The sequence below is a fragment of the Delftia tsuruhatensis genome (genome assembly GCF_903815225.1).
GTDB lineage: Bacteria > Pseudomonadota > Gammaproteobacteria > Burkholderiales > Burkholderiaceae_C > Comamonas > Comamonas tsuruhatensis_A.
The window spans coordinates 481,966-503,476 of the sequence record NZ_LR813084.1 but is presented as its reverse complement, the minus strand read 5'-3'; the positions used below and the strand labels follow the sequence as shown (position 1 = coordinate 503,476).

At 64.7% G+C, this 21,511-nt stretch carries 16 protein-coding genes and 6 tRNA genes; 1 reads left to right on the top strand and 21 read right to left on the bottom strand.

Annotated features, from left to right (window positions below):
* The first annotated feature begins 384 nt into the window (after positions 1–384).
* Complete coding sequence (locus L1Z78_RS02360; protein WP_234639967.1) at positions 385–720, top strand: cupin domain-containing protein; 336 nt, start codon at positions 385–387, stop codon at positions 718–720.
* A gap of 88 nt (positions 721–808) precedes the next feature.
* On the opposite strand, the gene L1Z78_RS02355 is transcribed toward L1Z78_RS02360, so the two are convergent.
* The 21 genes from L1Z78_RS02355 to L1Z78_RS02255 form a co-directional block, all read right to left on the bottom strand.
* Positions 809–884: transfer RNA gene (locus L1Z78_RS02355), tRNA-Phe, on the bottom strand.
* A 66-nt stretch (positions 885–950) separates the two neighbouring features.
* Positions 951–1,625, bottom strand: coding sequence for a response regulator (locus tag L1Z78_RS02350; RefSeq protein ID WP_234639966.1), 675 nt, complete (start codon positions 1,623–1,625; stop codon positions 951–953).
* Positions 1,626–1,664: 39 nt separating this feature from the next.
* On the bottom strand, positions 1,665–4,007 hold the full coding sequence (locus tag L1Z78_RS02345; protein WP_234639965.1) for a sensor histidine kinase: 2,343 nt from the start codon (positions 4,005–4,007) through the stop codon (positions 1,665–1,667).
* Positions 4,004–4,687 carry a DUF4390 domain-containing protein gene (locus L1Z78_RS02340; protein ID WP_418921666.1) on the bottom strand — a complete coding sequence of 228 codons (684 nt, stop codon included), beginning with the start codon at positions 4,685–4,687 and terminating at the stop codon, positions 4,004–4,006. Before L1Z78_RS02340 ends, L1Z78_RS02345 begins: the two co-directional genes overlap by 4 nt.
* On the bottom strand, positions 4,632–6,011 hold the full coding sequence (gene rsmB / locus L1Z78_RS02335) for a 16S rRNA (cytosine(967)-C(5))-methyltransferase RsmB (RefSeq protein WP_234639964.1): 1,380 nt from the start codon (positions 6,009–6,011) through the stop codon (positions 4,632–4,634). Before rsmB ends, L1Z78_RS02340 begins: the two co-directional genes overlap by 56 nt.
* Positions 6,008–6,607 (bottom strand): LemA protein, encoded by a 600-nt coding sequence (locus tag L1Z78_RS02330; protein WP_234639963.1) that lies wholly within the window; start codon positions 6,605–6,607, stop codon positions 6,008–6,010. Before L1Z78_RS02330 ends, rsmB begins: the two co-directional genes overlap by 4 nt.
* A 193-nt stretch (positions 6,608–6,800) precedes the next feature.
* A complete protein-coding gene (gene rpoC / locus L1Z78_RS02325) occupies positions 6,801–11,030 on the bottom strand; it encodes a DNA-directed RNA polymerase subunit beta' (protein WP_234639962.1) in 4,230 nt (1,409 codons plus the stop codon).
* Between the two features lie 23 nt (positions 11,031–11,053).
* Complete coding sequence (gene rpoB, locus L1Z78_RS02320) at positions 11,054–15,166, bottom strand: DNA-directed RNA polymerase subunit beta (protein WP_234639961.1); 4,113 nt, start codon at positions 15,164–15,166, stop codon at positions 11,054–11,056.
* A gap of 277 nt (positions 15,167–15,443) precedes the next feature.
* Complete coding sequence (gene rplL / locus L1Z78_RS02315) at positions 15,444–15,821, bottom strand: 50S ribosomal protein L7/L12 (protein WP_234639960.1); 378 nt, start codon at positions 15,819–15,821, stop codon at positions 15,444–15,446.
* Positions 15,822–15,858: 37 nt separating this feature from the next.
* On the bottom strand, positions 15,859–16,386 hold the full coding sequence (gene rplJ / locus L1Z78_RS02310; protein WP_234639959.1) for a 50S ribosomal protein L10: 528 nt from the start codon (positions 16,384–16,386) through the stop codon (positions 15,859–15,861).
* Positions 16,387–16,611: 225 nt separating this feature from the next.
* Positions 16,612–17,307, bottom strand: coding sequence for a 50S ribosomal protein L1 (rplA, locus tag L1Z78_RS02305; RefSeq protein ID WP_016450389.1), 696 nt, complete (start codon positions 17,305–17,307; stop codon positions 16,612–16,614).
* Positions 17,308–17,739, bottom strand: a complete 432-nt coding sequence (gene rplK, locus L1Z78_RS02300; RefSeq protein ID WP_012202438.1) for a 50S ribosomal protein L11 — start codon at positions 17,737–17,739, stop codon at positions 17,308–17,310.
* Positions 17,740–17,879: 140 nt separating this feature from the next.
* Entirely contained in the window at positions 17,880–18,464 is a 585-nt protein-coding gene (gene nusG / locus L1Z78_RS02295; RefSeq protein ID WP_234639958.1) for a transcription termination/antitermination protein NusG, read from the bottom strand.
* On the bottom strand, positions 18,464–18,847 hold the full coding sequence (gene secE / locus L1Z78_RS02290; RefSeq protein ID WP_234639957.1) for a preprotein translocase subunit SecE: 384 nt from the start codon (positions 18,845–18,847) through the stop codon (positions 18,464–18,466). Before secE ends, nusG begins: the two co-directional genes overlap by 1 nt.
* Positions 18,848–18,933: 86 nt before the next feature.
* Positions 18,934–19,009: transfer RNA gene (locus tag L1Z78_RS02285), tRNA-Trp, on the bottom strand.
* A gap of 10 nt (positions 19,010–19,019) precedes the next feature.
* A complete protein-coding gene (tuf, locus tag L1Z78_RS02280; protein ID WP_234639920.1) occupies positions 19,020–20,210 on the bottom strand; it encodes an elongation factor Tu in 1,191 nt (396 codons plus the stop codon).
* A gap of 78 nt (positions 20,211–20,288) precedes the next feature.
* A tRNA-Thr gene (locus L1Z78_RS02275) sits at positions 20,289–20,363 on the bottom strand.
* 42 nt (positions 20,364–20,405) lie between these two features.
* Positions 20,406–20,479: transfer RNA gene (locus L1Z78_RS02270), tRNA-Gly, on the bottom strand.
* 55 nt (positions 20,480–20,534) lie between these two features.
* Positions 20,535–20,620, bottom strand: a tRNA-Tyr gene (locus L1Z78_RS02265).
* Between the two features lie 88 nt (positions 20,621–20,708).
* Positions 20,709–20,784 (bottom strand) — tRNA-Arg (locus L1Z78_RS02260).
* An 82-nt stretch (positions 20,785–20,866) separates the two neighbouring features.
* A complete protein-coding gene (locus L1Z78_RS02255) occupies positions 20,867–21,505 on the bottom strand; it encodes a TetR family transcriptional regulator (RefSeq protein ID WP_234642074.1) in 639 nt (212 codons plus the stop codon).
* Positions 21,506–21,511 lie beyond the last annotated feature (6 nt).

Sequence of the window (21,511 nt, the reverse complement as noted above, 5' to 3'; positions counted from 1 at the left end):
CAGCGAGCTTAACGCGGCCGGGCCCCGCCCGGGCCGTTGCCCTGTCCACCAGACCAGATAGAACATCGCCTTGGCCGGCAGCACGAACCAGCACATGGCCGAACACGCTCAGGTGCAGCCGATGCGAGCGGCGCCCACCCAAGCCGCCCGGGCTTGCGCGCCAGGTGCATGAGCGATCTCCTCAGGCGGTTCGGCCTGCACGCGGCATGGCCCAGGCGACGCCCTGCAGTTCCAGCTGCGCCTCCAGTCGCAGCCATCGCGCCATGATGTCCACTCCTTCCAGCCCGCCGTGCGCCTGCATAAGATGTATCGCGCGTACATCTTCAGCCGCCCGCGCGGGCGGCCGCGCCACCACCTTCTGATCCACATCAAGCGGGAGCAAGCATGGCCCTCGAACACGCGAAACCCCTGGAAGTCATTGCCCTGCATGCCCGGGACGGCATGTCCATGAGCACCAGCCTGATACGCACCCCACGGCTGCAGCTGCTGCGGCTGGTGCTGCCGCCGGGCCACGCCCTGCCCAGCCACCAGGTCCCGGGCGAGGCCACCATCCATTGCATTGCCGGGGAGGCCGGTATTGCCACGCGGGTGGCCAGCCTGCGTCTGGTGCCCGGGTCACTGGTGCTGGTGCCGGCCGGCGAGCCCCATGATTTGCACGCGCGAGGCGAGCAGGGCTGTGTACTGCTGGTGACGGTGACGATGCAGTCGCCAGGGACCTGAGGTCCCTGGTGCGCGGCAGACCGTTCCTGCGGCGCGCACAACGAAAAACGGACTGCTTCTTGCGAAGCAGTCCGTGATTTCTTCTATTTGGTGGCCTGGGACGGAATCGAACCGCCGACACAAGGATTTTCAATCCTCTGCTCTACCGACTGAGCTACCGGGCCGAGAACTAGATTATATGCAGGTTTTTTCGGCCCAAAAACGAAAAAGCCAAAATTCCTTCAAAAAGCCTATCCGCGCTTGTTGCGGCCCAGGTCCACGCCCAGCTGGCGCAGCTTGCGGTAGAGGTGGGTGCGCTCCAGACCGGTCTTCTCCGCCACGCGCGTCATGGAGCCGCCTTCGCGGGCCAGGTGAAATTCGAAGTAGGCCTTCTCGAAGCCGTCGCGCGCCTCGCGCAGCGGGCGGTCCAGATCGAAACCCTGGTGCGCATGCGGCATGTTGTTGTCCGCCGGCACACGGCTGGCCGCAGGTGTCACCACGGCGGTGGTATCGACCGGCTCCACGGACACCGCAGGGGCCGAGGCCGGCGCCTGGCTGGCCGCATTGCGCGCCAGCCCCTGCTCCACGGCCTTGAGCAGCTTCTGCATGGTGATGGGCTTTTCGAGGAAGGACAGCGCGCCGATGCGCGTGGCCTCCACCGCCGTCTCGATGGTGGCGTGACCGCTCATCATGATGACGGGCATGGTCAGCTGGCCCGCCGAGGCCCACTCCTTGAGCAGCGAGACGCCGTCCGTGTCGGGCATCCAGATGTCGAGCAGCACGAGGTCGTAGGTGTTGGAGGCGCGGGCCATGCGTGCCTGGCCGGCGTTCTCGGCCACGTCCACACTATGACCTTCGTCGTTGAGGATTTCCGACAACAAATCCCGGATCCCCAGTTCGTCGTCGACCACCAGTATGTTTGCCATGTGTCTTAAGCCTATGTGCTGAGGCGCGGGGCGTCAGGCCTATCCTGTGCGCTCAGGCGCAAATGATAGCGACACTTGCGCGCCTTGAATCACCCCGTCGTCGACCCTGTTGCCCAGGTCGATGCGGGCGCCATGCTCGTCTGCGATCTTCTTGACCACCGCCAGGCCCAGGCCCGTGCCGCGGGCCTTGGTGGTGACATAGGGCTCGAAGGCCCGCTGCAGGATGTTGGCTGCAAAGCCCGTGCCGCTGTCGCTGATGGTCAGGCGCACGCGGCGCGTGGACTCGTTCCAGCGTGTCTCGATGTGCACGGGTCCGGCAGGTTGTCCGCTTTCCTGCGCACGCTGGGCGGTCGCGTCCTGGGCATTCTGCAAAAGATTGTGAATGACCTGCCTGAGCTGCTGGCTGTCGCCGGAAATCGGCGGGCACTGCGCATCCAGCGAGCACTCCACGCGCACTTCGGCATTCTCCTCGCCGTACAGCTGCAGCACGTCGGCCACCAGCGCGTTCAGATCGAGGGCCTGCAGGTTGGCGGCGGGAAGGCGCGCATACTCGCGGAACTCGTCGACCAGCCGCTTCATGGCGCCGACCTGGTCGACGATGGTCTTGACCGATTTGGCCAGCAGCGCCTGCTCGGCGGGCTGCAGTTTGTCGGTCAGGCGCATGGCCATGCGCTCGGCCGACAGCTGGATGGGCGTGAGCGGGTTCTTGATCTCATGGGCCACGCGTCGGGCCACCTCGCCCCAGGCCTGGGAGCGCTGCGCCGAGACGATCTCCGAGATGTCGTCGAAGACCAGCAGCCGCTGCGCATCGGGCAGTTCGGCACCGCGCATGACCAGCGTGGTGGTGTGCTGCACGACATCGCCTTCGGTGGATCCATGCAGCTCATGCACCAGTTGCCAGCGGTCCCGCCCCTGCTCGCCCAGAAAAAGGGCGAACTGTTCCTGCACGACTTCGCCGAACTGCTCCAGGCCAGGCACCTGGGACAGCGGCCGGCCTTCGTGGACCGCCATGGGTGCGCGCAGGATACGGGTGGCACCCGGGTTGCTCAGGACAATGGCGCCCCGGGCATCGAGCACGATGACACCGGAAGTGAGGTTGTCCAGGATGGTCTGAAGGTTGCCGCGCGCCGCGTCGAGCTGGCCCATGCTGCGGTTGGCCTCGGCCCGCGCGTCGGCCAGTTGCTGGGTCATCAGCGCGAACGAACGCGTGAGCCCGCCGATCTCGTCGCGCGTCTGCAGCGCGGGCTTGGGCCGCAGGTCGCCGCGCGCCACGTCGCGCATGCCCTGGGCCAGCAGCAGCAGCGGCCTGGCCAGCTGGTTGCCCAGCACGATGGCCAGCACCACGGCACCGAAGACCGCCAGGAACAGGCTGAGTGTGAGCGTACCGATGTACATGCGCTGCAGGCCGCCACGCGCCAGCGCCCGCTCCTGGTATTCACGGTTCGCGGCCTGCACGGCCAGCGCATTGGTCACGAGGGCGGGCGGCAGCGCGATGGTGGCCTGCAGGTAGCGCGGCTCGGTCAGCAGGCCCACGCTGGGGTTGGGCACCAGGGCCAGGGTGCGGACCTGGGCCGCGGGCGCGGTGGCGCCAGGCTGGGCCATGCCATCGTCGTCCAGGCCCTCGATGCTGGCCACGGCGCGCTGTTCGCGCAGCGAGCGCAGCATCTGCGCGCTGGGGCGCTCGGGCTGCAGGTTGAACCGCGACTGGCCCGCACTGGCGATCGCGCGCAGACCGGCAAGCTCGCTGCTGCGCGAGACGGGCGCGGGTCCCACGACCGCCATCTCCGAGGCGCTCCACAGCACGACATCGGTGGCACCCAGTTGATCGCGCACACGCTCCAGGATCAGCGCCGCGCCGGCATCCGAGACCTGGGACAGCTGGGCGCCCGCGGTGCGTGTGTTGTTGGCCATGTCATTGGCCACGGTCTCCAGCGTGGCGCTGGCCAGGCTGACGCCGGCGGACAGCGCGCCTTCGACCTGCACATCGAACCAGCTCTCGATGGAACGCGAGACGAACTGGTAGGAGACGATGTAGATCAGCAGGCCCGGCACCAGGCCTACCAGCGTGAAGATGCCGGCCAGCTTGAGCAGCAGGCGGCTGCCGAAGCGCCCGCGCCGCAGCCGTATGGCCAGTCGGATGCCGCCCCACACCAGGATGGACAGCAGCAGGCCGGCCACGACCACGTTCGCGGCGAACAGCCAGTTGTAGTTGCGCTCGTAGTCCAGGCGGTTGTTGGTGGCCAGCGTGAGCAGGAACAGCAGCAGCACGCCGACCAGCCCCATCAGGCCGGCACCCACCCCCACGGCCCAGCGCATGCCGCGCGACAGTCCGGCCGAGGCCGGCAGCGCCATGCGCTCGTCCGCGTCCGTCTCCCGTCTCATGGAGCGCTCTCCAGCAGCTGGGTTCGCGACAGCTGCAGGTTCCACCCCGAGCGCCCCAGCGCCCCGATCTGCAGCGGTCTGGGCAGCTGCGACAGGTCGATGCGAAAGCGCAGCTGCACCGAGACACCCGACTGCGTGGGCGCCGCATCCATGATCTTCCAGCGCGAGATGCGCTGGATGGCGGACAGGGCGTCGTCCAGGGTCTCGAAGGTCTGGCCCAGCGCCAGCCCCAGGCCGGCACTGGAAAACGCGGTGTTCGAGACATGCAGCCGCCAGCGGCGCGTCAGCGGCTGGTGGCTGAGGCGGTAGTGTCGGCTGGTCGTGGCCAGCTGCTGATCCGACCAGTACCAACGTTCGCGCTGGACCTGGGCCTCGGCCACGAAATACATGGGAATGCCCTGACGCAGTGCGTCATCGATCTGGTAGGGCAGCTCGAACTGGAGATTGGCGGACAGCAGCAGGCCATCGTCCGAGCGCTCGAGCTGCATGGTGGTGATCTCGGCGGGCTGGGAGTCGGCACGGGCCGGCAGCCCCAGGCCCGCCAGGAGCATCGCCAGCAGGGTGGCTCGCACCAGACGGACCACCAGGAACGGCCAGGCCGGCGGCCTGGTCCGGGGACGGAGGTCAGCGCGTCTTTTGCAGCAAAGCGTAGAAGAAGCCGTCGTGGTCACCCAGAGCATTGTCGGCGAGCATGCCTGCTTTGTCGGCCTTGCCCGGGATTAAATGCCCCGGCGCCGGCAGTGTTCGCGCCTCACTGTTGCGTGCAACAAACGCTTGCACCTGGGCTTCGCCCTCTTGCCTGAAGACGGAGCAGGTGCAGTACAGCAGACGACCACCGGGCAGCAGCAGGGGCCACAGGGTGTCGAGCAGGCGCGCCTGGATCGCGGCCAGCTGGCCGACGTCGCTCTCGCGGCGCAGCCAGCGCACGTCGGGCTGGCGCCGCACGATGCCCGAGGCCGTGCAAGGTGCGTCGAGCAAGATGGCGTCGAAGCGCTGGCCATCGCATCCGGCATCGAACCACTGCGCGGGCTGGGAGGCATCGGCCACCAGCACACGGGCCTTCAGCTGCAGTCGCTCCAGCGTCTGTCCGATGCGGGCCGCGCGTTCGGCATCGATCTCCAGTGCGGTGACCTCCAGGGTCTGCGGTCGGGCATATTCCAGCAGGTGGGCCGTCTTGCCCCCCGGGGCCGCACAGGCGTCGAGCACGCGCAGCGGCCGGCCCGCAGGGGTTTCCAACCCCTCCAGCAGCAGCGGAGCCGCCAGCTGCGCGGCCGCGTCCTGCACGGAAGCCAGGCCCTCATCGAAGCCCGGCAGGGACTGCACGGGCAAGGCCTGCTCCAACTGCAGGCCCCAGCCGGCCACGGGCAGGGATTGCACATCCATGGCCTCGAGCGCCGCCCGGTACTCGGATCGGCCCGCCCTTCGGCGGTTGACGCGCAGCGTCATCGGCGGCTGCGCATTGTTGGCCCGCAGGATGTCCTGCCAGTGCGCGGGATGGTCCTTGCGCAGCCGCTCGATCCACCATGCGGGGTGGTTCCAGAGCGCCTGCGGCTGCGTCTCGGTGGCGGCCACCAGGGCATCGCGTTCGCGCAGGAAGCGGCGCAGACAGGCATTGACGAAGCCGGACTGGGCGCGCGCGGCCCCCTGCTTGGCCGCTTCGACGGTCTGGTTGACCAGGGTGAAGGGCGGATAAGGTGCCTGGGCCTCGTCCCAGGCCAGGGCCAGGGCCGTGCTCAGCAGCGCGCTGACACGCGGCGGCGGCGTGCGCGAGGCAAGCTGTTTCTGCAGCGCCTGGGCACGGCCCAGCTGGCGCAGCACCTGGAACAGCAAGGCCTGGACGCCGGGGCGCAGCGGTTGCGCCACGCGCGCGAGCACGCTGCGGCTGGACTGTCCTTCCAGGATGGCCTGGAGGCACTGGGCAACGGCGTCGAGCTGCTGCCACAGGGCGGGCGCCTGCGCAGGCGCCGCGCCGCGGCGCGGGGAAGAATGCGTGCGTTGGTTCATGTTCCACTTTCCTGCGCCCGGGGGGCGGCAGGCTCGATCAGCAGCCGGCGCACCGGGCGAAAGCCCAGCAGCCAGGCCAGCAGCCGTGCCGGGTACTGCGCGATGGCTGCGTTGTAGCGTTCGGCCGCCGCGTTGAATTGCTGCAGCCCCAGGCGGTTGCGCACCTGGTGCTCGGTCCAGCGCTGCTGCCAGGACTGCAGCGGGTCGGCATCGGTGGAGGCACCAGGCTGCGCGCCATCGGCCGCCATCTTGGCCATGGCCTGCCAGGCCACCTCCAGCGCCGAGCAGGCATGCTCCAGCGAGGCCAGGGCGGTCTCGCGCAAAGGTCTGCCACGGGCGTCGACCAGGGCGGACTGCAGCTGCGCGGCCGTCTGGTGGAGCGCGGCCTGGGCATGCACCAGGGCCGCTCCCTGGCCTTCGGCCTTGGGCTGGGCCTCGAAGGCCTGCAGCATGGCGTGCCATTGGCCCAGGTGCGCATCCAGCACGCCGAACTGCTGTACGCAGCTGCTGCGCAGCCGGGCCAGCCGGCTGTAGGCGCCGACGGCCCAGAACACGAGCAGGGCCAGCAGCATCCATTCAAGAGACAGGGACCACATCGTCTGCAATGGACTGGTATCCGGAACAGGGCTTGCGCATACCTGGTGCGGCAACGTGCGGCGCCCCATGGCGAACCCGCCGCTGCAATCCCTCCTGCGCAAACCGTACAAAGGAAAAACGCTCCCGCCTGCGCTTCGCAGGCCGGGAGCGTCACGTCACTTCACGGGCTCGCTTTCGCTCGCCCGAGGCAGGTCAGTCGGCAGAAGCGTCACCGGCGACCGCAATGGCGCCTGCGTCGTCATCGGCCATCACGCCCGCCAGTTCGGCGGCTTCGGCGTCGGCGATGGCACGGCGCTCTGCGTCGTCCATGGCGTCCTTGGCCTTGCGCGCCTGGTGGTAGGCCAGGCCCGTGCCGGCCGGGATCAGGCGGCCCACGATGACGTTTTCCTTCAGGCCACGCAGCTCGTCGCGCTTGCCCATGATGGCAGCCTCGGTGAGCACGCGGGTCGTTTCCTGGAACGACGCGGCGGAGATGAAGGAGTCGGTCGACAGCGAGGCCTTGGTGATGCCCAGCAGCACGTTGGAGTACGTGGCGGGGATCTTGCCTTCGCGCTGCAGGGCCTCGTTGGTGTTGAGGATCTCCGAGCGCTCGACCTGCTCGCCAGCGATGTAGGTCGAGTCACCGGTGTTCTCGACCACGACGCGGCGCAGCATCTGGCGAACGATCACCTCGATGTGCTTGTCGTTGATCTTCACACCCTGCAGGCGGTAGACGTCCTGCACTTCATCGACGATGTAGCGCGACAGTTCCTCGATGCCCAGCAGGCGCAGGATGTCCTGCGGATCGGCGGGGCCGTCGACGATGGACTCGCCCTTGTTGACCACCTGGCCTTCGTGCACCAGGATGTTCTTTTCCTTGGGCACGAGCTCTTCCCAGACCTTGCCGTCCAGATCGGTGATCTGCAGGCGCACCTTGCCCTTGGTTTCCTTGCCGAAGGAGATGGTGCCGGTCATCTCGGCCAGCGTGCCCTTGTCCTTGGGCGTGCGGGCCTCGAACAGTTCGGCCACGCGGGGCAGACCACCGGTAATGTCGCGGGTCTTCTGGCCTTCGACGGGGATACGGGCCAGCACTTCGCCGGGGCCCACGTCCTGGCCGTCACGCACCTGGATCAGCGCGCCGACCTGGAAGCCGATGGTCACCGAGTGGTCGGTGCCGGGGATCTTGACTTCCTGGTTGTTGGCATCGACCAGCTTGACCTGGGGACGCACGACCTTGGCGGAGCCACGGCGCTTGGGGTCGATAACCACCAGCGTGGACAGGCCGGTCACTTCGTCGACCTGCTTGGCCACGGTCAGGCCCTCCTCCACGTTCTCGAACTTCACCTGGCCGGCGTATTCGGTAATGATGGGTCGGGTCAGCGGATCCCAGTTGGCCAGGATCAGGCCGGCCTTGACCTGCTGGTCGGGCTTGACCGTCAGCACGGCACCGTACGGCACCTTGTGGCGCTCGCGCTCGCGGCCGTTGTCGCTGATGACGATTTCACCGGAACGCGAGATCACGACCAGCTCACCCTTGGTGTTGCTGACGTAGCGCATCGTGCTGTTGAAGCTGATGGAGCCGTTGGACTTGGCTTCCACGCTGGACGCGATGGCGGCACGCGAGGCGGCACCACCGATGTGGAACGTCCGCATGGTCAGCTGCGTGCCGGGCTCGCCGATGGACTGGGCGGCGATCACACCCACGGCTTCGCCGAGGTTGATCAGGCCGCCACGGCCCAGGTCGCGGCCGTAGCACTTGGCGCACAGGCCGTAGCGCGTTTCGCAGGTCAGCGCGGTGCGGACCTTGATCTCGTCCACGCCCTGGGCTTCCAGTTCCTCGATGCCGTCCTCGCTCAGCAGCGTGCCGGCAGGCAGCAGGACGGCCTGCGTCTCGGGATGCACGACGTCCTCGGCCGTGGTGCGGCCCAGCACGCGGTCGCGCAGCGACTCGATCACTTCACCACCCTCGACGATGGCGCGCATCACTGCGCCATTGCTCGTGCCGCAATCGTCCTCGTTGACCACCAGATCCTGCGTCACGTCCACCAGACGGCGCGTCAGGTAACCCGAGTTCGCGGTCTTCAGCGCCGTATCCGCCAGACCCTTTCGGGCACCGTGGGTGGAGATGAAGTACTGCAGAACGTTCAGGCCTTCACGGAAGTTCGCCGTGATGGGCGTCTCGATGATGGAGCCGTCGGGCTTGGCCATCAGGCCACGCATGCCGGCCAGCTGGCGGATCTGGGCCGCAGAGCCGCGGGCGCCGGAGTCGGCCATCATGTAGATGGCATTGAACGATTCCTGCTCGACTTCGTTGCCGTGGCGGTCGATGACCTTTTCCTTGGCCAGCTGGGCCATCATGACCTTGGAGACTTCGTCGCCGGCCTTGCCCCAGATGTCCACCACCTTGTTGTAGCGCTCGCCAGCGGTCACGAGACCGGAGACGTACTGCTGCTCGATCTCCTTCACCTCGGCTTCGGCACGGCCGATGATCTCGGCCTTTTGCGGCGGCACCAGCATGTCGCCGATGGCGATGGAGATGCCGGCGTGCGTGGACAGGCGGAAGCCGTTTTGCAGCAGCTTGTCGGCGAACACCACCGTGGCCTTGAGACCGCACTTGCGGAACGAGGCGTTGATGAGCTTGGAGATCTCCTTCTTCTTGAGCGCCTTGTTCATGTGGCTGAACGGCAGGCCCTTGGGCAGGATCTCGGACAGCAGGGCACGGCCGACCGTGGTTTCCACAAGGCTGACCGACGGCTCGAATTCGCCGCTGGTCTTGTTCCTGGTCCATTCGGTCAGGCGCACGCTGATCTTGGCGGCCAGTTCGACCTGGTCCGCGTCCAGCGCGCGCTGCACTTCACCGATGTCGGCGAAGACCATGCCTTCGCCCTTGCCGTTGATGCGCTCGCGGGTGGCGTGGTACAGGCCCAGCACCACGTCCTGCGAAGGAACGATGGAGGGTTCGCCCGATGCCGGGAACAGCACGTTGTTGGAGGCCAGCATCAGCGTGCGGGCTTCCATCTGCGCTTCCACGGACAGCGGCACGTGGACGGCCATCTGGTCACCGTCGAAGTCGGCGTTGAATGCAGCGCAGACCAGCGGGTGCAGCTGGATGGCCTTGCCTTCGATCAGGATGGGCTCGAAGGCCTGGATACCCAGGCGGTGCAGCGTGGGCGCACGGTTCAGCATGACCGGGTGCTCCTTGATGACCTCCTCCAGGATGTCCCAGACCACCGGCGTGCCGGATTCGACTTCCTTCTTCGCCGCCTTGATGGTGGTGGCGATGCCGCGCTGCTCGAGCTGCGCGAAGATGAAGGGCTTGAACAGCTCCAGCGCCATCAGCTTGGGCAGGCCGCACTGGTGCAGCTTGAGGTACGGGCCCACCGTGATCACGGAACGGCCGGAGTAGTCGACGCGCTTGCCCAGCAGGTTCTGGCGGAAACGGCCGCTCTTGCCCTTGATCATGTCGGCCAGCGACTTCAGGGCACGCTTGTTGGCGCCCGTCATGGCCTTGCCACGGCGGCCGTTGTCCAGCAGCGAGTCCACGGCTTCCTGCAGCATGCGCTTTTCGTTGCGAGCGATGATCTCCGGAGCCTTCAGCTCCAGCAGGCGGCGCAGGCGCGAGTTGCGGTTGATGACGCGGCGGTACAGGTCGTTCAGGTCGGACGTGGCGAAACGGCCGCCGTCCAGCGGCACCAGCGGACGCAGGTCCGGGGGCAGCACGGGCAGCACTTCCATCACCATCCAGCCCGGCTTGATGCCGGACTTCTTGAAGGCCTCGAGCAGCTTCAGGCGCTTGGCGTTCTTCTTGACCTTGACTTCGGAGCCGGTCAGATCGCCGCGCAGGCGCTCGATCTCGACGTCGATATCGATGCCTTCGAGCAGGTCCTTGATGCCTTCGGCGCCCATCTTGGCCTCGAACTCGTCACCGTACTCGGTGCGCTTGGCCTCGTAGTCGTCCTCGCTCATGATGCTGAACTTCTTCAGCGGCGTCATGCCGGGGTCGGTCACCACGTAGGCCTCGAAGTACAGCACGCGCTCGATGTCGCGCAGCGTCATGTCCAGCACCAGGCCCAGGCGCGAAGGCAGGGACTTCAGGAACCAGATGTGGGCGCAGGGCGCGGCCAGGTCGATGTGGCCCATGCGCTCGCGGCGCACCTTGGTCTGGGTCACTTCGACGCCGCACTTCTCGCAGATCACGCCACGGTGCTTGAGGCGCTTGTACTTGCCGCACAGGCACTCGTAGTCCTTGATCGGGCCGAAGATCTTGGCGCAGAACAGGCCGTCGCGCTCGGGCTTGAACGTGCGGTAGTTGATGGTCTCGGGCTTCTTCACCTCGCCGAAGGACCACGAACGGATCTTCTCGGGCGAAGCCAGGCCGATCTTGATGGCATCGAAATGCTCATCGGGCGTGAATTGCTTGAACAGGTCGAGTAGAGATTTCATAAGACTCTTTCCCTTTTCAATATTTAAGAACGCTCAAGCTCGATGTCGAGGCCCAGGGAGCGGATTTCCTTGACCAGCACGTTGAACGACTCGGGCATGCCCGCCTCGATGGCGTGCTCTCCCTTGACGATGGATTCGTACACCTTGGTACGGCCCACCACGTCGTCGGACTTCACGGTCAGCATTTCCTGCAGCACGTAGGCGGCGCCGTAGGCTTCCAGCGCCCACACTTCCATTTCACCGAAACGCTGGCCACCGAACTGGGCCTTGCCGCCCAGCGGCTGTTGCGTGACGAGCGAGTACGGGCCCGTGGAGCGGGCGTGCATCTTGTCGTCGACCAGATGGTGCAGCTTCAGGTAGTGCATGTAGCCGATGGTGGTCGGGCGCTCGAAGCGCTCGCCCGTGCGGCCGTCATACAGGTAGGCCTGCGTGCGGCTGTCGGTCAGGCCCTTGCGCTCCTTGAGGTCGTCGGGGTATGCGAGCTTGAGCATGTCCCGGATTTCCTGCTCGGAGGCACCGTCGAACACCGGCGTGGCGAAGGGCACGCCGGTGGTCAGCGCCTGCGCCATGGACATGATCTCGCCGTCGTCCAGCTGCGCCAGGTCTTCCTTGCGGCCCCTGGCGTTGTAGATCTCCTCCATGAAGGCACGCATCTCCGCCGCGCGGGCTTCCTGCTGCAGCATGTCGCCGATGCGATGGCCCAGGCCCTTGCCGGCCCAGCCCAGGTGGACTTCCAGCACCTGACCGATGTTCATGCGCGAAGGCACGCCCAGCGGGTTCAGCACGATGTCGGCGGTGGAGCCGTCGGCCATGTAGGGCATGTCCTCGACCGGAACGATCTTGGAGACCACGCCCTTGTTGCCGTGGCGACCGGCCATCTTGTCGCCGGGCTGCAGGCGGCGCTTGACGGCCAGGTAGACCTTGACCATCTTGAGCACGCCGGCGGGCAGCTCGTCACCCTGCGTCAGCTTCTTGCGCTTTTCCTCGAAAGCCAGGTCGAAGCTGTGGCGGGTCTGCTCCAGCGAGTTCTTGATGGACTCGAGCTGGGAGGCGACTTCGTCCTCTGCCGGGCGGATGTCGAACCAGTGGAACTTCTCGACGCCATCCAGGTAGGCCTTGTCGATCTTGGCGCCCTTGGCCAGCTTCTGCGGGCCGCCGTTGGCCACACGGCCGCTCAGCAGCTTCTCGATACGGTCGAAGGCGTCGGCCTCGACGATGCGCAGTTGGTCGTTCAGGTCCAGGCGATAGCGCTTGAGTTCATCGTCGATGATCTGCTGGGCGCGCTTGTCGCGCTGGATGCCTTCGCGGGTGAAGACCTGCACGTCGATGACCGTGCCCGACGAGCCCTGGTCCACGCGCAGCGAGGTGTCCTTCACGTCGGAAGCCTTCTCGCCGAAGATGGCGCGCAGCAGCTTCTCCTCAGGCGTCAGCGTGGTCTCGCCCTTGGGCGTGACCTTGCCGACCAGCACATCGCCGGGCTGCACTTCGGCGCCCACGTAGATGATGCCGGACTCGTCCAGGCGGTTCAGTTGCTGCTCGGACAGGTTGGGGATGTCGCGCGTGATTTCCTCGGGGCCCAGCTTGGTGTCGCGGGCCATGACCACGAGTTCCTCGATGTGGATCGAGGTGTAGCGGTCTTCGGCCACCACACGCTCATTGATCAGGATCGAGTCCTCGAAGTTGTAGCCGTTCCAGGGCATGAAGGCGATCAGCATGTTCTGGCCGATGGCGATCTCGCCCAGGTCGGTCGATGCGCCGTCGGCCACCACGTCACCCTTGGCCAGCTTGTCGCCACGCTTGACGATGGGACGCTGGTGGATGTTGGTGTTCTGGTTGGAACGCTGGTACTTGATGAGGTTGTAGATGTCCACGCCCACTTCGCCGGCCACGGCCTCGTCGTCGTTCACGCGCACCACGATGCGGGTCGCGTCGACATAGTCGACGATACCGCCACGGGTGGCCGTGACCACGGTACCGGAGTCCACGGCGGCCACGCGCTCGATGCCGGTGCCGACCATGGGCTTTTCCGGGCGCAGCACGGGCACGGCCTGGCGCGACATGTTGGCACCCATCAAGGCGCGGTTCGCGTCGTCGTGTTCCAGGAACGGGATCAGCGAGGCGGCCACCGACACGATCTGTGCGGGCGACACGTCCATGTACTGCACGCGCTCGGCCGACACCAGGGTCGATTCACCCTTTTCACGGGCCGACACCAGATCACCGGTCAGGCGGCCTTCGGCATCCAGCTCGGCGTTGGCCTGGGCAATGATGTACTTGCCTTCCTCGATGGCCGACAGGTAGTCGATCTCCATCGTGACCTTGCCGTCGGCCACGCGGCGGTAGGGGGTCTCGATGAAGCCGTACTCGTTCAGGCGGGCATACAGGGCCAGCGAGTTGATCAGGCCGATGTTCGGGCCTTCAGGCGTTTCGATGGGGCAGACGCGGCCGTAGTGGGTCACGTGCACGTCGCGCACTTCGAAGCCTGCGCGCTCGCGGGTCAGACCGCCCGGGCCCAGGGCCGAGACGCGGCGCTTGTGCGTGATTTCGGCCAGCGGGTTGGTCTGGTCCATGAACTGCGACAGCTGCGAGGCGCCGAAGAATTCCTTCAGGGCCGCCGAGATCGGCTTGCTGTTGATCAGGTCATGCGGCATGAGCGGTTCCTGCTCAGCCTGGCCCAGGCGTTCCTTCACGGCCTTCTCGATACGTGCCAGGCCCGTGCGGTACTGGTTCTCGGCCAGTTCGCCCACGCAGCGCACGCGGCGGTTGCCCAGGTGGTCGATGTCGTCGACCTCGCCCTTGCCGTTGCGCAGATCCACCAGGATCTTGACCACGGCCAGGATGTCCTCGTTGGACAGCACCATGGGGCCGGTGGGATCGTCGCGGCCGACCTTGGCGTTGAATTTCATGCGGCCCACGCGCGACAGGTCGTAGGTGTCGGCGTTGTAGAACAGGCGCTGGAACAGGGCCTGCACGGCGTCTTCGGTCGGCGGCTCGCCGGGGCGCATCATGCGGTAGATGGCCACGCGTGCGGCGAACTCGTCCACGGTTTCGTCGGTGCGCAGGGTCTGCGAGATGTAGGCGCCCTGGTCCAGCTCATTCGTGTAGATGCACTGCAGTTCCTGGATGCCGGCGCTGCGCAGCTTCTTGAGCAGGGACTCGGTCAGCTCCTCGTTGGCCTTGGCAATGATCTCGCCCGTGTCCGGATCGATGATGTTCTTGGCGACCACGCGGCCGATCAGGAAGTCCTCGGGGACGCTGATGAACTTGGTGCCCGACTGCTCCAGCTCACGCGTGTGGCGCGCGGTGACGCGCTTGTCCTTGGCGACCACGACCTTGCCCGACTTGTCGGTGATGTCGAAGCGCGCGACTTCGCCACGCAGGCGCTCGGAGACAAACTCCATCTGCGCACCGCTGTCCATCAGGCGGAAGTTGTCGTTGACGAAGAAGTTGGCCAGGATCGATTCCGGCGTCAGGCCGATGGCCTTCAGCAGAATGGTCACGGGCATCTTGCGGCGGCGGTCGACACGGAAGAACAGCAGGTCCTTGGGGTCGAACTCGAAGTCCAGCCACGAGCCACGGTAAGGAATGATGCGCGCCGAGAACAGCAGCTTGCCCGAGCTGTGGGTCTTGCCCTTGTCGTGTTCGAAGAACACGCCGGGCGAACGGTGCAGCTGCGAGACGATCACGCGCTCTGTCCCGTTGATGATGAAGGAGCCCTTGTCGGTCATCAGGGGCACTTCGCCCATGTAGACCTCCTGCTCCTTGACTTCCTTGACCACCTTGGACTGGGAGGTCGAGGACTCGCGGTCATAGATGATCAGCTGGACCTTGGCGCGCACGGCCGAGGCGAAGGTCAGGCCACGGGTCTGGCACTCGCGCACGTCGAACGCGGGCTTGGCCAGGTTGTACTCGACGAACTTCATCTCCACGAAGCCGTTGTGGGAGACGATGGGGAAGGCGGAGTTGAAGGCCGCTTGCAGGCCTTCGATGGTGCGTTTTTTGGGGGCTACATCTGCCTGCAAGAATGCGGTGTATGCATCTTTTTGCATCTGCAGCAGGTAAGGCACTTCGAGCACGCTGTCGCGGCTCCCGAAGCTTTTGCGGATTCGCTTGCGTTCGGTGTAAGAATAGGCCATGAGATCTCCGGGCAAAGACATGAGTCCTGGGTCTGCGACGACTGCCCCACATGGAAAGCTCCCTGCGGGCTTGGCGGTTGGCCACTACCAACCATGGCTGACGGCGATGCGTTGCACATCGCCCGAACCAAGGCATCTTCTGCTGTCGGGTTGTCAGAAGACACTAGAAAACAGGCTGCTTCAGACCGCTTTCTAGTGTGCTCTCAGGATACGCGCTCCACAAGCGCCAAAGGCTGGAGGCCCTTTTTCGGAGCCTCCAGCCCTTGAGGGGACCGAATTACTTCAGTTCAGCCTTGGCGCCAGCTTCCACCAGCTTCTTCACAGCGGCTTCAGCGTCAGCCTTGGCAATGCCTTCCTTGACGTTCTTCGGAGCGCCGTCGACCAGGTCCTTGGCTTCCTTCAGACCCAGGCCGGTGATTTCACGCACGGCCTTGATGACGGACACCTTGTTGGCGCCGGCATCGGTCAGGACCACGTTGAACTCGGTCTTCTCTTCAGCAGCAGCAGCGCCGCCAGCAGCGCCGCCAGCAGCGGGAGCGGCCATGGCGGCAGCGCTCACGCCAAACTTCTCTTCAATGGCCTTGACCAGGTCATTGAGTTCCAGGACCGTCATGCTGTCCAGGGCGGTCAGAAATGCGTCTTTATCGAATGCCATTTTGATTTCCTAACAATATTGGTTAACTGCCGCGCGCTCAGGCTGCGGCCGCTTCGGCTGCCGGTTCTTCGGCAGAGCCTTCGCCCTTCTTTGCCGCCAGGGCGCCCAGCACGACGGCCGTACGCGAGATGGGCGACATCAGCAAGCCGCACAGTTGTGCCAGCAGAACTTCCTTGGTAGGAATGTTCGCCAGTTGCTTCACACCGTTCACGTCCAGGGCCTTGCCTGCAAACGCACCACCGCGGATCACCAGCTTGTCGTTGGTTTTCGCGAAGTCGGCCACCACCTTGGCGGCGGCCACTGCGTCTTCAGAGAAGCCGTAGATCAGAGGGCCGGTCATCTGGTCGGCGACGACGTCGAACTGGCTGCCGGCCACAGCACGGCGGGCCAGCGTGTTCTTCAACACGCTCAGGCTCACACCCTTGCTGCGGGCGTCAACACGCAGTTTCGTCATGTCGGCGACCGTGATGCCGCGGTATTCCGCGATCACAAGCGTTTGAGCTTTAGCGGCGAGGCTGGTCACTTCATTGATGACCGCTTCTTTCTCACTGCGATTAAGACTCAAGGTCTACTCCTTCAAATGCACACTCGGGGCGAGCCCCTCATGCGCGCTCTTGTTGCAGCGACCAACTGTTTTGGAAATGCATCCATCTGCAGCGGGATCGCCATCTGCGTTGGCCCCAGGGGTTTAAGTGCACAAGGCACACCAACGGTCTTGGATGACCCGGCGCATCGCTGCACCGGCCCACCACTGAGACACCCCGGGAGGTGCCTCAAGATTTCCTGGCTATCAGGCCGAGATGGTTTGCGTGTCGACGCGAACGCCCACACCCATGGTCGAGGAGACAGCCACCTTGCGCAGGTACAGACCCTTGCTGGAAGCGGGCTTGGACTTGTTCAGGGCGTCGATCAGGGCAGCCAGGTTGCCTTGCAGTTTCTCGTTGTCGAACGAGCGGCGACCGATGGTGGCGTGGATGATGCCGGCCTTGTCGACACGGTACTGCACCTGACCGGCCTTGGCGTTCTTCACGGCCGTGGCCACATCGGGGGTCACCGTACCCACCTTGGGGTTGGGCATCAGGCCGCGCGGGCCCAGGATCTGGCCCAGCGTACCGACGACGCGCATGGCATCGGGGGCCGCGATGACCACGTCGAAGGGCATGTCGCCAGCCTTCACGCGGGCAGCCAGGTCGTCCATGCCGACCACGTCGGCGCCGGCGGCCTTGGCTTCTTCAGCCTTGGCGCCCTGGGCGAACACGGCCACGCGGGCGGTCTTGCCGGTGCCATGGGGCAGCACGACAGCGCCACGGACCACCTGGTCCGACTTCTTGGCGTCCACGCCCAGTTGCACGGCCACGTCGATGGATTCATCGAACTTGGCGGTGGCGGCTTCCTTCACCAGCGCCACGGCGTCAGCGAAAGCGTACAGCTTGGTGGACTCCACCTTGCCCTGGAGAGCCTTCTGCTTCTTGGTCAACTTGGCCATTTACACGCCCTCCACAATCACGCCCATCGAACGGGCCGAACCAGCCAGCGTACGCACGGCGGCGTCGACGTCAGCAGCGTTCATGTCCTTCAGCTTGGTGTTGGCGATTTCTTCCAGCTGAGCGCGGGTGATCTTGCCGACCTTGTTCTTCAGGGGGTTGGAGGAGCCCTTGTCCAGCTTGATGGCCTTCTTGATCAGCACAGTCGCCGGAGGCGTCTTGATGATGAAGGTGAAGCTCTTGTCGGCGAAGGCCGTGATGACCACGGGCAGGGGCAGGCCTGGCTCGACACCTTGGGTCTGGGCGTTGAACGCCTTGCAGAATTCCATGATGTTGAGGCCGCGCTGACCCAGCGCCGGACCGATCGGAGGAGAGGGATTGGCCTTACCAGCTGGCACTTGCAGCTTGATGAAGCCGACGATTTTCTTCGCCATTGAATGCTCCTTGCGGGTATAGCGCCGCCGGCCCAACGCACGATGGTTGCAGCCGGCAGCTCCCCGGGGGTTAAAAGACTCTTGCTGACACGCTCTGCACCGAGCCTAAAAATGCAGAGCCAGAGATTGTAAGCGGTAACTCAGGTTTTTTCAACCTGGGCAAATTCAAGCTCGACCGGCGTGGAGCGGCCGAAGATCATGACCGAGACGCGCAGGCGGTTCTTTTCGTAGTTGACTTCCTCGACCGAACCATTGAAGTCCGTGAACGGACCTTCCTTGACGCGCACCAGCTCGCCAGGCATGAACTCGATCTTGTGGCGCGGCTTGTCCGTGCCTTCCTGCATCTGGCTGACGATCTTGCGCACCTCGTCTTCGGAGATGGGTGCAGGGCGGTTCTTGGCCCCCCCCACGAAACCCGTCACCTTGCTGGTGTGCTTGACCAGGTGCCAGGTGTCGTCGTCCATGACCATCTCGACGAACACATAGCCCGGGAAGAGGCGACGCTCCGTGGTGCGGCGCTGACCATTCTTCATCTCAACCACTTCCTCGGTGGGAACCAGGATGCGGCCGAACTTGGACTGCATGTCAGAGCGCGCAATGCGCTCGATGATGTTGCGCTCGACAGCCTTCTCCATGCCCGAGTAGGCATGGACAATGTACCAGCGCAGATCCGGATTGGCAGGCGTCGCCCCTCCGTCGTTCACACCTGTTTCGACAGCATCCATTACTTCCTCCAGCCCAAAATCAGGTCGTACAGGACCCACTCAAGCGTCTTGTCCGTGAACCACAGGAACAAGGCCATGATGACCACGAAGCCGAAGACATACAAGGTCATCTGCATGGTTTCCTTGCGCGTCGGCCAGACGACCTTCTTGACTTCGCGCCAGGCATCCTGGGCGAAGCCCACGAAGCGCTTGCCGGGCTCGGAAACCAGGAACGTACCCGCAGCCGCAGCCAGGCCGACCAGCAGCACCGCCCACTGGACGATGGGTCCTTGCTTGCTCAGCAGATAGAAACCTGCGATCGCAGCAACGACTAAAGCCGCGACTGCGGCAAGCTTGGCTTTGTCAGCTCCGGAGCTGACCGTTTCAACCTGAGTAGTGGCCATATTCCATTTCTAGCGCGTATTTTCACGCAACGCCAAGACACCGAAGCCCGCTTTGGGGGCGGGCTCGTTGCGATTCCACCATCAGGTGGCAGGGGCAGTAGGAATCGAACCTACAACCTTCGGTTTTGGAGACCGACGCTCTGCCAATTGAGCTATACCCCTACGAAATCAATCAGGCGATGATCTTGGCAACCACACCAGCGCCCACGGTACGGCCACCTTCGCGGATGGCGAAGCGCAGGCCTTCTTCCATGGCGATGGGGGCGATCAGCTTGACGGTGATCGACACGTTGTCGCCGGGCATCACCATTTCCTTGTCGGCGGGCAGCTCGATGGAGCCGGTCACGTCGGTGGTACGGAAATAGAACTGGGGACGGTAGTTGTTGAAGAACGGAGTGTGACGGCCACCTTCGTCCTTGGACAGCACGTACACCTCAGCCGTGAAGTGGGTGTGGGGCTTGATGGAGCCGGGCTTGCACAGCACCTGGCCGCGTTCCACGTCTTCACGCTTGGTGCCGCGCAGCAGCAGACCCACGTTGTCGCCAGCCTGGCCCTGGTCCAGCAGCTTGCGGAACATTTCCACGCCGGTGACGGTGGTCTTTTGCGTGTCGCGGATACCGACGATCTCGATTTCCTCGCCAACCTTGATGATGCCGCGCTCGACACGACCGGTCACCACGGTGCCGCGGCCGGAGATGGAGAACACGTCTTCCACGGGCATGGCGAAGGCACCGTCCACAGCGCGCTCGGGCGTGGGGATGTAGGTGTCCAGGGCTTCAGCCAGCTTCATGATGGCGGGTTCGCCCTTGTCGGACTGGTCGCCTTCCAGGGCCAGCTTGGCCGAGCCGCGCACGATGGGAGTGTCGTCGCCGGGGAAGTCGTACTTGGCCAGCAGCTCGCGCACTTCCATTTCGACCAGTTCCAGCAGTTCCTCGTCGTCGACCATGTCGCACTTGTTCAGGAACACGATGATGTAGGGCACGCCCACCTGGCGGGCCAGCAGGATGTGCTCGCGGGTCTGGGGCATCGGGCCGTCAGCGGCCGAGCACACCAGGATGGCGCCGTCCATCTGGGCGGCACCGGTGATCATGTTCTTGACGTAGTCGGCGTGGCCGGGGCAGTCCACGTGGGCGTAGTGGCGGTTGGCCGTTTCGTACTCGACGTGGGCGGTGTTGATCGTGATGCCGCGGGCCTTTTCTTCAGGTGCTGCGTCGATCTGGTCGTAAGCCTTGGCTTCGCCGCCGAACTTCTTGGACAGAACGGTAGCGATGGCAGCCGTCAGGGTCGTCTTGCCGTGGTCCACGTGACCGATGGTGCCCACGTTGACGTGGGGCTTGGTACGCTCGAATTTTTCTTTAGCCATTTTCCGACTCCGAAAAAAAATCTAAATCACTACAACAGGATTTGGCGCAACCCTATCTAGCGAGCGCACCAGAAAGAATGGTGCCCATGGGCAGGATCGAACTGCCGACCTCTCCCTTACCAAGGGAGTGCTCTACCACTGAGCCACATGGGCATTGAGGCCACCATGGCAACCTCAAAAATCTTGCTCGCAAACTGGAGCGGGAGACGGGAATCGAACCCGCGTCATTAGCTTGGAAGGCTAGGGTTCTACCATTGAACTACTCCCGCACAGATTGACTGCACGTCGCCACCTTCTCAGATGACCACTCTTCTTCACCATTACTGGTGGAGGGGACTGGATTCGAACCAGTGTAGGCGTAAGCCAACAGATTTACAGTCTGCCCCCTTTAGCCACTCGGGCACCCCTCCGAAGAGATTTGAATTCTAGCACCGTTTTTTCGCCCGAAAAAAATTCAGTGAATTTTTTTCTAAGACCATCGCAACGATCCTGGAACTGTGGCGCGGCTGGCGGGGATCGAACCCACGACCCTTGGCTTCGGAGGCCAATACTCTATCCACTGAGCTACAGCCGCTCAAGGCATCGCTGCCCTGCACAAGCCGGCGATTGTCGCATGACTTTGCACCAGTGCGCACAAGCCCCATCACCCTGCACGCTCATTGAGCAGGCGCCTGCGGCACCGCAAAGCCCAGACCCCGCAGGCAGACGTCCACCGCCTGGGCACCTACCTGCTTGAGATCGAAGGCCCGCCCCAGCAACCAGCTCTGCAGCAGTCCATCGAACATGGCGCACAACGCGATCGAGGCCTGATGCGCCGGCATGGGCATATCCACCGCATGGCTTTCGGCGGCGGCGCGCAGAGCCACCTCCAGACGTACCGAGAAAGCGTCCAGCGCCGCCCGGTTGCGCTCCTGCACCGGCATGAGCTCACCCACGTACTCCACCTTGAGCAACAGGATCTCGAAGACGCGGCGCGTGCTGTCGTCATCCACGATGCGCCCGAAGACCACCCCCATGAGGCGCCGCACATACTCCAGCGCATCGCACCTGGAGTCGTCCTCGCAGCCACTGTAGGCCGCCTGCTCCAGAGGCAGCGTGACCCGGTCCAGCATGGCATAGAAAAGGTCGAGCTTGTCCTTGAAATGCCAGTAGACCGCACCACGCGTGGCACCGGCCCGCTGGGCGATCTCGTTGAGGGAGGCCCGGGCGACACCCTGCTCATAGAAAACCTGCTCCGCCGCATCCAGCAAACTGTTGCGCGTTGCAAACGCATCTTCTTTCGTTCGTCGTGCCAAGATGTA